Origin of the sequence: Parabacteroides faecalis (assembly GCF_022809355.1) — a bacterium.
GTDB lineage: Bacteria > Bacteroidota > Bacteroidia > Bacteroidales > Tannerellaceae > Parabacteroides > Parabacteroides faecalis.
This window is the reverse complement of sequence record NZ_JAKZMM010000006.1, coordinates 53704-67963: the sequence shown is the minus strand read 5'-3', so window position 1 is coordinate 67963 and position 14260 is coordinate 53704. Positions and strand designations below refer to the sequence as shown.

13 protein-coding genes are annotated in these 14260 nt (G+C 43.2%); all 13 read right to left on the bottom strand.

Features of this window, described 5'->3' with window-relative positions; all coding sequences use genetic code 11:
• Nucleotides 1-22 precede the first annotated feature (22 nt).
• Nucleotides 23-970 carry a deoxyribose-phosphate aldolase gene (gene deoC / locus MUN53_RS03505; protein WP_243323423.1) on the bottom strand — a complete coding sequence of 316 codons (948 nt, stop codon included), beginning with the start codon at nucleotides 968-970 and terminating at the stop codon, nucleotides 23-25.
• Between the two features lie 3 nt (nucleotides 971-973).
• Nucleotides 974-1309 carry a nucleotide pyrophosphohydrolase gene (locus tag MUN53_RS03500; RefSeq protein WP_243323421.1) on the bottom strand — a complete coding sequence of 112 codons (336 nt, stop codon included), beginning with the start codon at nucleotides 1307-1309 and terminating at the stop codon, nucleotides 974-976.
• A gap of 2 nt (nucleotides 1310-1311) precedes the next feature.
• A complete protein-coding gene (gene dtd, locus MUN53_RS03495; RefSeq protein ID WP_022456047.1) occupies nucleotides 1312-1764 on the bottom strand; it encodes a D-aminoacyl-tRNA deacylase in 453 nt (150 codons plus the stop codon).
• Nucleotides 1765-1773: 9 nt separating this feature from the next.
• Nucleotides 1774-3597: an excinuclease ABC subunit UvrC gene (gene uvrC / locus MUN53_RS03490; RefSeq protein WP_243323420.1), complete on the bottom strand. Its 1824-nt coding sequence runs from the start codon at nucleotides 3595-3597 to the stop codon at nucleotides 1774-1776.
• A gap of 81 nt (nucleotides 3598-3678) precedes the next feature.
• Entirely contained in the window at nucleotides 3679-5556 is a 1878-nt protein-coding gene (mnmG, locus tag MUN53_RS03485) for a tRNA uridine-5-carboxymethylaminomethyl(34) synthesis enzyme MnmG (RefSeq protein WP_243323419.1), read from the bottom strand.
• 71 nt (nucleotides 5557-5627) lie between these two features.
• Entirely contained in the window at nucleotides 5628-6101 is a 474-nt protein-coding gene (locus MUN53_RS03480; RefSeq protein WP_243323418.1) for a DUF4252 domain-containing protein, read from the bottom strand.
• A complete protein-coding gene (locus MUN53_RS03475) occupies nucleotides 6098-6505 on the bottom strand; it encodes a hypothetical protein (RefSeq protein ID WP_243323417.1) in 408 nt (135 codons plus the stop codon). Before MUN53_RS03475 ends, MUN53_RS03480 begins: the two co-directional genes overlap by 4 nt.
• On the bottom strand, nucleotides 6502-7008 hold the full coding sequence (locus tag MUN53_RS03470; RefSeq protein WP_243323473.1) for an RNA polymerase sigma factor: 507 nt from the start codon (nucleotides 7006-7008) through the stop codon (nucleotides 6502-6504). Before MUN53_RS03470 ends, MUN53_RS03475 begins: the two co-directional genes overlap by 4 nt.
• Nucleotides 6998-7453: a DUF4252 domain-containing protein gene (locus MUN53_RS03465; protein WP_243323416.1), complete on the bottom strand. Its 456-nt coding sequence runs from the start codon at nucleotides 7451-7453 to the stop codon at nucleotides 6998-7000. The genes MUN53_RS03470 and MUN53_RS03465 overlap by 11 nt, the downstream gene beginning before the upstream one ends.
• 535 nt (nucleotides 7454-7988) lie before the next feature.
• Nucleotides 7989-8732: a NigD1/NigD2 family lipoprotein gene (locus tag MUN53_RS03460; RefSeq protein WP_022456054.1), complete on the bottom strand. Its 744-nt coding sequence runs from the start codon at nucleotides 8730-8732 to the stop codon at nucleotides 7989-7991.
• Between the two features lie 103 nt (nucleotides 8733-8835).
• Nucleotides 8836-9510 (bottom strand): ABC transporter ATP-binding protein, encoded by a 675-nt coding sequence (locus MUN53_RS03455; protein ID WP_022456055.1) that lies wholly within the window; start codon nucleotides 9508-9510, stop codon nucleotides 8836-8838.
• A 49-nt stretch (nucleotides 9511-9559) separates the two neighbouring features.
• On the bottom strand, nucleotides 9560-11917 hold the full coding sequence (locus tag MUN53_RS03450; protein WP_243323415.1) for an ABC transporter permease: 2358 nt from the start codon (nucleotides 11915-11917) through the stop codon (nucleotides 9560-9562).
• 19 nt (nucleotides 11918-11936) lie between these two features.
• Nucleotides 11937-14225, bottom strand: coding sequence for an ABC transporter permease (locus MUN53_RS03445; protein ID WP_243323414.1), 2289 nt, complete (start codon nucleotides 14223-14225; stop codon nucleotides 11937-11939).
• Between the last annotated feature and the right edge of the window lie 35 nt (nucleotides 14226-14260).

The following is a 14260-nucleotide window of genomic DNA, read 5'->3' as shown; positions in this document are numbered from 1 at the left end:
TTTTGCTATTATAAAGCCACAATTACTTACCCAAACGATGTTCGATATCACCAACCAGGCTGCTGGCTCCAATACGGAATAAGTCACTTGTCAACCATTCATTGCCCAATACTTCCTTGACAATCGTATAATAGTTGACTGCGTCTTCAGCGGTTCTGATTCCACCGGCAACTTTAATTCCAACTTTACGACCGGTCAATTTGTGATAACGGTGAATTACCTGACACATGATATAGGCAGCTTCAGGCGAAGCGCCCGGATAACCTTTTCCTGTAGAAGTCTTGATAAAATCAGCATTCGAATACAAGGCCAGAATAGAAGCCTTACGGATATTCTCTGCCGTTGCCAATGCACCTGTTTCCAGAATAACCTTCAGACAAGCATCCCGACAGCTATCCTTAATTTCGGCCAATTCATCGCACATATCTTCGTAATTTTCCTCCATAAAGCAGCCTAAGTTAATCACAACATCTATCTCGTCGGCGCCTTCCATCACACACATGGCCGTCTCAGCCACCTTCACTTCTGTAAAAGTCTGAGAAGCCGGGAAACCTCCACTAACAGCTGCGATCTTTACATGCTCAGCCGTCAATGCCTGCTTAACGGTTTCCACGAAAATAGGATATACACAAATAGCCGCTACATTAGGTACATCCGGACGAGTACCTTCATAATCATTAACTGATTCAACCATCTTCCAGATACTCTCTTTCGTATCCAAGCTTGTCAATGACGTCAGATCGATGAAACCGTGGATTTTCTTCAATACTTCCGAAGTGAAGTTTTCCTTCGCATGTTTATCCAGTAGAGCTGTTACCTGAGCTTTCACTTCCTCATTGGTTCCAACAGATTCAAATTTGCCAAACGCTTCATGATATTTATCGGCATTCACCTTGGCAAATTCTTCAGAACGTTCTTCCATTCCGTGATCATGTTCGCAACCACAATGGCAATCGTGCGTATGTTCCATATCTTATAGTTTTTGATTGTTTATATGTCTTTCTTTATCGCGATTTGTCTTCTTCTGCAGATTCTTTTCAAAAGCAGCAGTCAAGTCAATTCCTGTCTGATTCGCCAAACAGATCAATACCCACAGGACATCCGCCATTTCATCGCCCAAATCTTTCTGCTTGTCACTCTCCTTAAAGGACTGCTCTCCATAAATTCGGGCAATCAAGCGAGCGACTTCACCGACTTCTTCCGTCAGAATCGCCATATTCGTCAGCTCATTGAAATAACGAACGCCATAGGTTTTTATCCAATCGTCGACACGCTGCTGCGCTTCCCGAAGTGTTACTTCCTGTTCCATACTTATTCTTTGTTCTGCGTATCGATCCAGATTGTTACCGGACCATCATTCAACAATTCCACCTTCATGTCAGCGCCGAAAGTCCCGGTCTGCACTTCCTTTCCCAAATGAAGTCCCATTTCAGCACAGAACTTCTCATACATCGGAATGGCGAAATCCGGTTTAGAGGCCTTCAAATAGGAGGGACGATTACCTTTCTTTGTAGAAGCCTGTAATGTAAACTGACTAACCACTAATATTTCACCGTCAATTTCTACGACAGAACGATTCATAACACCGTTTTCATCGTCGAAGATACGCAGATTACATATCTTCTTACAAAGCCATTCAATATCTTCCTGCGTATCCCGATCTTCTATTCCAACCAGAACCAACATGCCTTTTCCGATCTTTGATTTCAAGGTTCCATCAATTGTAACGGAAGCATGCTGCACACGCTGAATTACTGTTCTCATATTATAAACTTATTTTGTTGTTTCTTGGTTCAAACTTTCTTTTATTAATTTGGCTTTTGCTTCACCTACCACTTTTGCCAAATCTTCCAGATTCGCTTCCCGGATTCGTTTCACGCTCTTAAACTCTCGAAGAAGGGCTGTTTTCGTCTTTTCACCGACACCTTTGATTGTATCCAATTCCGAACGGGTTTGCCCTTTACTTCGTTTGTCTTTATGAAACGTGATGGCAAAACGATGCACTTCGTCCTGCATGCGAGTCAGCAGATGAAACAACGGACTGTCTAATTTCATGCCAATCACTTCCGGAGGAAAGCCATACAACAATTCAGCCGTCCGGTGACGGTTATCCTTGGCCAAGCCGGCAATTGGAATCGAAAGATGCAATTCATCTTCCACAACCGAACGCACGACTTCCATTTGTCCCTTTCCACCGTCGGTAATAATCAAATTGGGTAGGGAAGCCTTTTCATCCAGGAGTCGCTGATAACGCCGGCGCACGACTTCCTTCATGGATGCATAATCGTCAGGGCCGACAACTGTCTTGATATTATATTTCCGATAATCCGACTTGGAAGGTTTTCCCATCTTAAAGACGACACAAGCTGCTACCGGATCACTTCCCTGGATATTGGAATTATCAAAACATTCGATTTGAACGGGCAATTCTTTCAAATGCAAGGCTTCCTGAATTTCTTTCAGCAAACGTGTATTCCGTTGTTCCGGATTCAATTTCTCTGCCTGCTTCAATTTATCGACTTTATACTGTTTTCCATTCATAATCGATAAATCCAACAGTTTCTTCTTATCGCCTCGCTGAGGAACAGTAATTGTCACACCATCGAGTTCCAGATCCAACGGGAAAGGAACTATAATTTCCCGAGCCCGACTTTCGAAACGCTTTCGCATTTCGATAATGCCCATGACCAATAGATCCTCTTTGCTTTCATCCAATCTCTTTTTATACTCGAATGTATAAGCCTGGACAACGGCGCCATTCCCGATATGCAGATAATTGATATAAGCAGACGGATCATTTTCGGTAATCGAAAACACATCTATATTATGCAGCATCGGCGGAACGACAGTCGATCGGGAGCGATAATTCTCGATGGCTTCATACTTTTCCTTTAGCTTTTGAGCTTCTTCAAACTTCAACTCGGCTGCCAGACTTTGCATCTCATCGAAGAGATGTTTACTTACCTGCGAAATGTTTCCCCGCAGAATTTCCTTGATTTCCGAAATATTCTGCTGGTATTCTTCCAACGTCTGCAAACCTTCGCACGGACCTTTACAACGTTTGATGTGATATTCGAGACAAACCTTATACCGTCCTTCTCGAATAGATTCAGGCGTTAATGGATACTTACAGGTACGGATTGGATAAAGATCCTTGATCAGTTGCAACATCACCTTGGCTGTATAAACAGAAGGATAGGGGCCATAATAACGGGAACCGTCACGAACAATATTCCGCGTCTGATAAACCCGCGGGAAATATTCATTTTTGACTACAATCGAAGGATAAGTCTTATCGTCTTTCAACAAGACATTGTATCGCGGATGATATTGCTTGATCAGATTATTCTCCAAGAGCAATGCATCTTCTTCCGTCTCGACAACAAAATACTTGATATCCCGGATTTGTTTAACTAGCACCCGCGTCTTATTACTATCATGCTGTTTATTGAAATAAGAAGACACCCGTCGCTTCAGATTCTTTGCTTTTCCGACATAGATAATCGTTCCTTTCTCATCAAAGTACTGATAGCACCCAGGCTTCTCCGGAATAACAGCCAAGATCGTCTTAATATGTTCAAGTATTTCTTTACTCATCCGCGTTTTTATTTACTTATTCTCCTAAAACCAGCTATTTACACCCATCACCTAAAGTAATGTTTCACGTGGAACATCAGCTTAACGTCCCATCAACACCAATAGGATATTAATATCACTCGGGGAAATTCCCGGGATTCGGCTTGCCTGAGCGATGGTTTCGGGATCAATCCGACAAAGCTTCTGCCGCGCTTCAGTTGATAAAGATTGAATACTGTTATAATCAAACTTTCCTTTAATCCGGATATTCTCCAAACGGTTTATCTTGTCGGCAATCATTTGCTCGCGTTTGATATATCCGCTATACTTCATCAGGATTTCAGCAGCCTCAATAATTTCTTCCTTACGAGACAAGGATACTTTATCTAATTCAGCTTTCAATGCCGGAATCAAATCGGCCAGCTTATACAAATCCAACTGTGGACGAAGAACCAGATCATAAAGTTTGCAGCCGTGAGCTAGGGGAGCAGTTCCCAAACTTTCCAGACCAGCATTAATATATTGCGGCTTGACAGAATAATTCTCACAGAAATGAATCAGCTGATCGCGCTGTTCTTTTTTCTCCTGAAGCAAATGATAACGGTATTCGTTTGCCAAACCTAATTGATAAGACTTTTCTGTAAGACGCATATCCGCATCGTCCTGCCGAAGCAGAATACGATATTCAGCCCGCGATGTAAACATACGATAGGGTTCATCTACGCCTTTTGTCACCAAGTCATCGATCAATACGCCAATATAAGCTTCATCTCGTCCCAAAACAAACGGATTGCCGCCATGGCAATTGATGTGTGCATTGATTCCTGCTACCAAACCTTGACCGCCGGCTTCTTCATATCCTGTCGTACCATTAATCTGTCCGGCGAAGAAGAGATTCTTGATTTGCTTTGTCTCCAAATTATGATTTAACTGCGTCGGATCGAAGAAATCGTACTCAATAGCATAACCCGGACGATAAATCTGTACATCACGAAAAGCAGGGATTGCCTGCAAAGCGCGTAACTGTATCTGCAAGGGCAGGGAAGAAGAGAATCCGTTCAAATATAATTCATGCGTATTTTCACCTTCCGGTTCCAAGAAAAGCTGATGTTGCGTTTTATCAGCAAACGTAACAATTTTCGTTTCGATACTGGGGCAATAACGCGGACCGATACTTTTAATCTGTCCGTTGTAAAGAGGAGAGTCGGGGAGACCTTCCCGAAGAATTTCATGCACTCGTTCGTTGGTAAAGCAAGTCCAGCAACAAAGCTGTTTCAATTCTCGGTGTGACGTATCCAGATAAGAGAACTTATGGAAATCGTCTTCACCAGGTTGTTCTGCCATTTCATCGAAATGTACGCTGCGGGCATCAATACGAACCGGCGTTCCAGTCTTCATTCGGGCCGATTGAATACCCAAAGAAACCAATTGTTCCGTCAGGCCTGTCGAAGCCGGTTCCGAAATACGACCGCCCCGAATTTGAGTCCGCCCGATATGCATTAAACCGTTCAAGAATGTTCCGTTGGTAAGTACAACCGCTCCGGCACGAAACTCAACCTGCATGCCGGTCTTTACGCCACAAACGCGACCGTTCTCGATGATTAATTCGTTTACGCTGTCCTGCCACATCCACAGATTCGGCGTATTTTCCAAGACGTGCCGCCAGGCTTCAATAAAACGGGCACGATCACTCTGTGCTCTCGGGCTCCACATAGCCGGACCTTTACTCCGATTCAGCATCCGGAATTGAATGGCTGTCCGGTCGGTTACAATCCCCATAAAGCCACCCATCGCATCGATTTCACGAACGATCTGTCCTTTGGCGATTCCTCCGACAGCCGGATTACAACTCATTTGCGCAATCTTGTTCATGTCCATCGTGATTAACAACGTACGCGAACCCAGATTGGCCGCAGCGGCAGCGGCTTCGCAGCCCGCATGTCCTGCTCCTACTACTATTACATCGTAATCGAATCTCATCTCTCAATATCTTAGTTTCTTTCTGCAAAGATAGTTAGAAATGAGATAGGATTTATGAGGGAAGTATGGTTTTACTTTTTGTTATCATTTTCGGATTGTCCGGCTAATTCCTGCAGATCGTCCATTGTAAAATTACCCGTCATCCGGATAACTACGTAAGAAGAATCCGTATCGGCCAGCATAATCATCTCATGGAGTTTGTCGCCGCTCTTCTTCACCATAAAATCAGCCTTCGTTCCTTCTGATTTTACCTTCATCCACGACTCATAGGTTTTACCAATGGCGGCATGAAAGTCTTTTTTCATCTCTTCACGGACGGCTGCATTTTCGGTTGACAGTACTTGCAGATTGTCAATCTTCCCTTTCAGATGAATCAGATTCAAACCGGCCGTCGATAATTCCGGCATCATCTGAAACATGGATTTGGATATATAAACCGAGGATACCTGATCCATATCGGAGAACTTATCAAATAATTTGTCCTGTGCATAGCCTGTCAGACTTAAGCACAAAAGGCATACGATTAAAAAAATCTGATGTTTCATTTTGTCTGATCATTTATATGTTTCGTCCATACTGCGTGTATCTTTTCCATTTCCTGCCGAGCCTGATTCATTTCGCCAAAGCCTTTATTCAGGTTTTGCGACAACAAAGTCAAGGCATGTTCGGCAGCCATTGCGGCTTCCTCCGGATTATCAAACGTATCCTTTGGTCGGGCATCTGAAGCCGAGAAATAAACCGTTGTCCCTACTCCCAATACCAGCAAAATACTTGCCGCCACACACCAGCGCCTGATCCGGTTTCTGTACATCGGAATACGGACCTCTTTCCTATCTTCCGCAGCCAGCTGGTCAATATGCTGTTCTAGTCGTTTTTCCAGATGTGCCGGAACCCGACTTTGATCCTTCAACGCCTGTCTGATTAATTCGTCTATTTGCTGATCATTCATTTTCCATACAGTTTATTGAATTGCTCGCGTATTGTTTTCCGGGCACGCGAAAGTAAAACCCGAATATTACCGGCTGTGTAACCGGTGATCTGTTCGATCTCTTCAACTGAATAATCTTCCATTCCCTGCAACCTCAGTACCTGTTGCTGATTCAAGGGAAGTTTATCGATCCATCGTTGTATCTGCCGAATCTGGTCTTTCTCTTCCGTTTCCTTTTCCGGAGATGAGTCAGACTGGAACTCTCCCGTTTCTTCCAGCTCGGCTGCCTGACGGCTGGCCCGTGGAGAACGAAGATAATCCAGACAGAAATGTTTGGTCAACGTAATGGCATACGCTTCCGGATTCCGGACAGCTGCCAGTTCTTCCCTCCGTTCCCACAGACGTGAATAAACTTCCTGTACGATATCCTCCGCTTCTTCCTGATTCCCGACCAAAGCAAATGCAATCCGATAAAGCTTTGGATGAAATGGCAGATAAAGACGCTTAAAGATATCAGCGGTCACTTCCATGATCCTGTATGACTTGTTCGATATCCGATGGTTTAATCTTTCCTTTCAGGCGAACAACAGCCACCTCGTCGTCGACATGACAAATCACCATTTCCCGGATCATTTCATCTTTTATCTTCACCAATATCTTGGTCCGCTCTCCATTTTCCGAATGCGAAACAAGCGGTTCAAAGTCGGGATCATGCAAGTCGGCAATGGCCTGACCGAACTTCGTCCGGACTTCATCCGAACAATGCTCCAGACATAAAACGTCGATATGCTTTACTCCGTAGGTATCTGTAAACATACTGCCGAGAGCCATCGCTGCAGCGCCTAAAGAAACCCGTGTCACTTCCTGTTGTGAGGCCAGTTCATCCATAAAATGTTCAATACCTCTCGCCTGCATTCCGGTTGCAGTCATCCATAAAAGTCCCGCCAAAAATAAACCTTTCATCTTCATATCCGTTAGTTTTATCCATTCATTAAACATTCATTCAAGCGAGCTTCGCCAGTCGTGCACGTTTTCTGAAGCGCTTTCACTTATATGACGAGTTAACCTTCGGATTCGTTACAAAATAATCGGGATTTTTTTGAGGATACAAAAAAAAGTAATCCTTAGGGAAAAGTTTCAATCATACTTGAAACTTTTGGCAAAAACAGAGAAAGTTTCAACTATACTTGAAACTTTTCTGGATTCCTTATACAAAAACCAGAGAATCTAACTGCATTTTCTTTGTTCGCCCTGGGCGAACATATAATCGCTTAGTCTGAATATATATTCACTGTAGGCGAATATAAAAACGCCTAAGGCGAATAAAGTTTATCTGATAAGGAAAGACAAAATAAATCGCATGTATTGATAAAAGAATCAGGTTGTAGCATAAAAAAACCGTAGCACAAACCTCATTCGTTTGTACCACGGTCTTATTTGTTCCTGCAAGACTTGTTGCGCCTGTGAGATCAGCTCTCAACAACGCACTGCTTACTTCCGAAGCTTATTCTAACGACAAGGTAGCCCGTTCAGAAGCGATGGAAGCACTTGCCGGCGTTGACTTACGAGAACAATAATTGAACTCAGCCGACTTTTCTCCGCTGTAAGAATTCCATTTCAGCTTTAACTTCACCGTCTTTCCTTCTGTATCCGGCAGACTGTCTAACTTGAAAGCTACCAGTCCATCGCCCATCTCACCGTAGGTATTGCCATAAGCATTGTGGCGGAATTCCACTTCATACGGGTTTTCCGGGTTGTTTGTCGAAAGCAAGTTGACGAAATGCTTCGAGCCAAACGAAGTGGCTGTACGGAAACGTAACGTCAAATAACCGTCTTCTGCGATAGTTACCCAGTCTCCAACAATCTCAACCGGATCTTTCCCGTAAATAGAATCGTTCTTTGCGCCCAGATCCGGAGCGATATTCTTCGTCAGAATACTATCAATCCAATTGATATGAACAGCCTTTGAATAGCCTTCGCTGGGCTCGTTTACTTCCGAGAAGTTCGTCAAAGCTCTTACCTCCTTCGATCCGAACGGTGAAGAAGTCATATTAACCGGCAACAACGTTGTTGTATCATCCAATTGCAAGAAGAACGCATTCTCGCTGGTTGGTTTTACCGTTACCAACGCATTCGGAATGGTCAGATAATACGCATCATTATCATCATCATCCAAACAAGACTGAAATCCCATTGAACACACGGCAGCGACTGCCAATACCATCCATTTCTTAAAACTCATTTTCATAATGCATCTTTATTCGTTAACTGTTTATTCATTTTCTAATAATAATGCAGAAACCCATAAAAATGCTGCATGCCGTGTGTTAATTTACGTTTTTGGCTCAGGCTTACAACTGCACTTCGTTTACCACTTGTCCGTCGAACAGATTGATGGTTCGTCCGGCATAACCGGCATCATGCTGCGAGTGCGTTACCATAACGACGGTTGTTCCCTCTTTATTCAATTCGGTCAATAGCTCCATCACTTCTTTTCCGTTCTTTGAATCCAGGTTACCGGTCGGCTCGTCGGCCAGGATTAACTTCGGATTCCCGACAACAGCACGGGCAATTGCCACACGTTGCTGCTGACCGCCGGACAACTGCTGCGGGAAATGCTTCGAACGGTGACTGATCGCCATCCGGTCCATCGCTTCTTCGATACGGCGTTTCCGTTCGTTGGCAGGAATACCCATATACAAAAGCGGCAATTCGATGTTCTCATAGACATTCAATTCTTCTATCAGGTTGAAGCTTTGGAACACAAAGCCGATGACACCTTTCCGCAAGTTCGTTCGCTGCGATTCGGTATATTTCGAGACTTCTATGCCGTCCAGATAATACGTTCCGTTAGTCGGATTATCCAACAAGCCCAGAATATTCAGCAAAGTGGACTTACCACATCCCGAAGGTCCCATAATAGCGACAAATTCGCCTTTCTTTACTTCTATACTTACGTTATTCAACGCCCAGGTTTCCACCTCGTCTGTACGGAAAACCTTCTGTAAATTTTCTGTCTTAATCATATCTTTTCAGTTTTTAAGTTTGTTCATTTCTTTGTTTTTATTTAATCTTTCACTCAACTTTCAGGCACTTCACCGGATCAACCTTCATCAAAACATACGCCTGAATACCTACAGTAATGACAGATACCAGCCAAATCACCAAGAAAGGCAATAGCCAGTCAAGTATCGAGAAAGATACATGATAAGCAAACTGCTCCAGCCAGTTGGAAAGGAGTCCGTATGTTATCGGAAGAGCGATCAGATAAGCTATCACAGCATACACCATAAACGGCTTGTTCAGGAGCCAGACAATCTGCCAACGGCTGGCACCATGTATTTTCCGGATACTGATTTCCCGTATCCGTTGGCGCGTAGCATACCACGTAATACCAAACAAGCCGAATAAAGTCAGCAACAATCCGATCACGGCATATACAGTGATGACCTGTGCAAAAGAGACAAACCGCGCATTCCGTTCCATAAACAAGGCGTGCATATCCATATATTGAAAGGCTTGCTTCGTATTGATCTCTTCCCATATCTGAGCTATCTGACGGATCGTCTCTTCTTTATCTTCCGGACGAAGTTTGATATGCAATACATTCGCATTACCCAAGGCCGACGAAGCAGGCAGGTGAATGGTAATCGGTGTTATCTCCTTCTCCAACGAATTGATCGGAAAGTCTTCAACGGTGCCACCGATTACATATAAAGAATCGGCATAGGTATCAAATTCCTGTAATGGACGGCCAATCGGATCTACTCCTGCCGGCACCAACTGACGCACGAAACTTTCATTGACCAATACCGGATAAGCATATTCTTGCTGAAGCCGAGCCGGCGAATGTCCCGTCAATTGTCGGATATGCATCGTCTCCAGAAAAGAAGAATCACTGTATAACGTCAGCATATAAGTACGCTTTTCCGTACCGTCCGGTTGGGGAATCTGCAATTCCCGAATGGGAGAATTCAGCACAGAGCCTAACGACAAAGATATCGATTCGATTCCCGGCACCCGCTTTTCCAGTTCAGCCTTCAAAGGTGCTGCCGGAGGCGAAAACATATCTCCCGTTTCGATCAATCCTTCGTAATGAGACGCCTGTTGCAGAATCATACGTTGTTGCTTTTCTCCGATGCAAGTGGCCAATACCAAACCACAGGAAATGGCAAACTGGACGACAACCAATACCGCCATCAGTACATGTTTTCCCTTTCCGGTCGAGACCATTTTATATTCAGAATACGACCACCGCATCAAACGTCGGCTAGCATACCAAGCCGGAACAAGAGCCATCACCAATAAGAAGCCAAGTAATAACGGAAATACTTGTCCGCTGAAGAAGAAAGCAAACGTCATCCGAGACTTCAGTATCGTATTGAACACCGGTAATACATCTGCAATGATCAACAAGGAAAGCAAGAACGAGATCACAACCGTCAGCACCACATCACCCAATAACTGCATCCGGATTTCACGGAGCGTTCCACCCATTAGTTTCTCCACATGAATCATCTTTAACTGCTGCATCAGCCGGCTCAAGTTCATATTGGTATAATTGCAGCAGGCAATCACCAAGATCAAAATAGCAGCCAGCAAACCGATATATAATAACTGTACCTGGCTTTGCTGGATAAACGGAAGCTGTTGCTGACTCGTTCCTTGCGACTGGACAAAATAAAGCTCTGACAACGAATCCACATAATATTGAGTTCGATCCGGCATCATCGTCTGAATCGACTTGTCTGCCCGAATCGCCTTTTCCACCTGTTCTGCTGAAACATGCGGCAATAACTTCAAGAACGTGGCTCCACCCCAATAATCAGCCGTCTTACTTGTTAATACATCATACTTCAACAACGACTGAGTTTGCTCTGCCATCACCGCAACCACTTCATAAGCCGTTTTCTTTCCTTCCGATTCTGTTTCCAAAGTCTTGCCCAACGGATCTTCTTTTCCAAAGATCCGTTTTACCACAGATTCCCGAATGGCTATCTTATTCGGACTCGTAAGAGCTTCTTTCAAGTCACCTGAAATAACTTCTACCGGGAAGAAAGTCGGTAAAGTAGAATCAGCCCCAATCATTTCCAAATCAGAATATGTCTGTCCTTTATACATAACAGAAACAACATACTCCTGTATCTGCATAAAACTCTCCACACCGGGAATCTTCTTCTGTACATCCGAAGCCGCCTCTACCGAAGCAAAAGCCACTTTCTGCCCGTCATCAAACGGATTATCCTGCCGCAAGCAGAAGATCCGTTCCTTATCCGGATTATCCCGTTCCATAAAATAATCATGGATAAAATAAGTCAGCAACAGATTCGTCCCTGCCAATCCGATCGACAAGCTGATCACGGCGATGAGGAAAAACACTTTGTTCCGCCACCACCCACGTAAAACCATTTTCAGTATAAAACTGTACTTCATATCATTCTTATTAGATTTATTATTCCCGTTTGATTACATCCGCCGGATTTAAACAAACCACTCGCCAGATCTTGAAACCAGTTACACTGACCAGCAAGAATGCCATAATGATGAATAGATAGAACATCCAATTCCAACGGTAGATACAAGTTATCATGCCGTAGAAAGCTTCATCGAAAGCAATCTTCAATAACGGACAGACAACAATAAATGAAAGGAAGAAAATGAATATATATACTTTCCCAAACAGTAAGACTATATCCCATGACCTTGCCCCGTTGATCTTACGAATGGCGACTTCTTTCCTTCTTCCTAATGTGTCCATTGATATGGCCGAATAAATACTCAACACAACCAAAATCATACTGATCAGTGCTAACATAAGCAAAACCAAACGCATGGTTTTGATAACAGAAAGAACCTCAACTTCTTGTTCCAATGAATAAATTTCCAAAGGTAAAGTGATCGGGACAAACTCACGGCATACAGCAGTAATCTGATCCGTTAAAAGACTGACATCCGTTCCTTCACTCAGTTTGATATAATAATAACCGGCAGAAGAAGAAGGCATAAAGACCGAACCCATAAATCTGGGATCTTCTATCTCTCCATGCAATGCTTTATAAACACCGGCAATCTGATAATCCTTATCGTCCAAGCGGATAGTACCTATATTGCCTTCCTGATCCAGTACTTGCTTTACCTTTTCACTCACATAGATTTGTCCGTCTGCGGTCACATCGACTTCTTTTCCATCCATCGGGATATGAAAGAAACGAAAATAGTCCGTATTCCCGGAGCCCATCTGAACCAGCGAAGTTCTTCCGTCGGCATGTTTATAATTCATGTACGTGTAACTCTGCAAATCAGATAACATTGAAATATAAGTAACCTCCTCTACTTCCGGCATTTTACGTACTTCTGTAATGATAGGTTCTATATTTTCTTTCAGCCGAGAACTGTTTAATGGAAGCATCACGATATGGTCTTCTTCCTGATCAGATAGCGGCATATACATTTTGTCGAATATCAGTTCATTCCACGACATCCATATCAAGATCACGCCTCCTACGAAAAACATCGAAATGGTCCATTGTATTCCGATCATGATATTGCGCCATATATGCTTTTTCCGACCCGTCAGAATGAAATGATTCATCGACACCCATTGCAACTTCAATACAGGAGAAATAATAATAAGCAAGCTGATCCCTATGACAAGTATATAAACCACACATTGAATCAGATATACATGCTTCCAAGGCAACGCAGAAAGCATCTGATCCGGCAAGTAGTTCTTCAGTAATAATAAAGTCCATTCTGAGAATAATAATGATAACAGCCAGGCCAATGTCATCACAACAAATACTTCGGAAGCCAGGAGCATGAAAATCCCCTTTTTATCTGATCCCATACATTTACGCAAGGCCAATTCTCGCTGACGAGTAAAGAACAACTGGATAACAAACTTCAGAAACTGGATCATGCCTGAAACAAGAATCAATGAAGAAAGCATCAGTAAAAGAAATTTGGCTATGTTTTTCTGCACTCCATCCTGATTATTAAGTTGAGGCCTCAATAAGATCTTTCCGCTTTCCCGCTGAAAAGACATTTTTCCAACAACATCTTCGAATGCCTGAGACGACATACCGTCCAGCAAGAACAATTCAACAAATATATTATTCATCCGAGGCTGTACTTCCACAGAGAAATAACAATCCGCCTGTTGATAATCCATTTGTATCTTCGAATCATCTACAACGCTTCTTATCCGATAGATTTTTCCTTCGCCCTTTTTACCGGCCAGACGCAATGTTTCTCCTCTCGGATCTTTGTCTCCGAATACCTTACGGGCAAAGGCTGCCGACAAAACAACTTCATCAGGTTTTAATTCCGATAAATCCAATTCCGAAGTCATATCATAATAGTGAAAGAAATAAGCATTGGCATAACTGTAACGGAACAAATAAGGAGTAACTTTTCCTTCTGAATCCAAAAACTCGACTTCTCCCTCATTTGCAAATGTATAAGCCGCCACATGAGAGACACCCAACGGCTTCAGTTCTTCTTCCAACCGTAAAACCTCATCGAAAGAAAACTTCGTACTCAATTGATTTTCCCAAACAGCCTGTATCAAAACACGCCGGTCGTAACGGGATAGTTGATCAGACTTATCTACATTCGATACAAATAAATAGACATAGCTGAAACATACAATCCCGACAGCCAAACAAATAGCAGAGATTAAACTCTGCATCTTATACTTCATCAGACTACGTACAGCAACTTTCAAGTAATGTAATATCATATTGCTTCTCAGTTGAAATATCTACAAACACATAA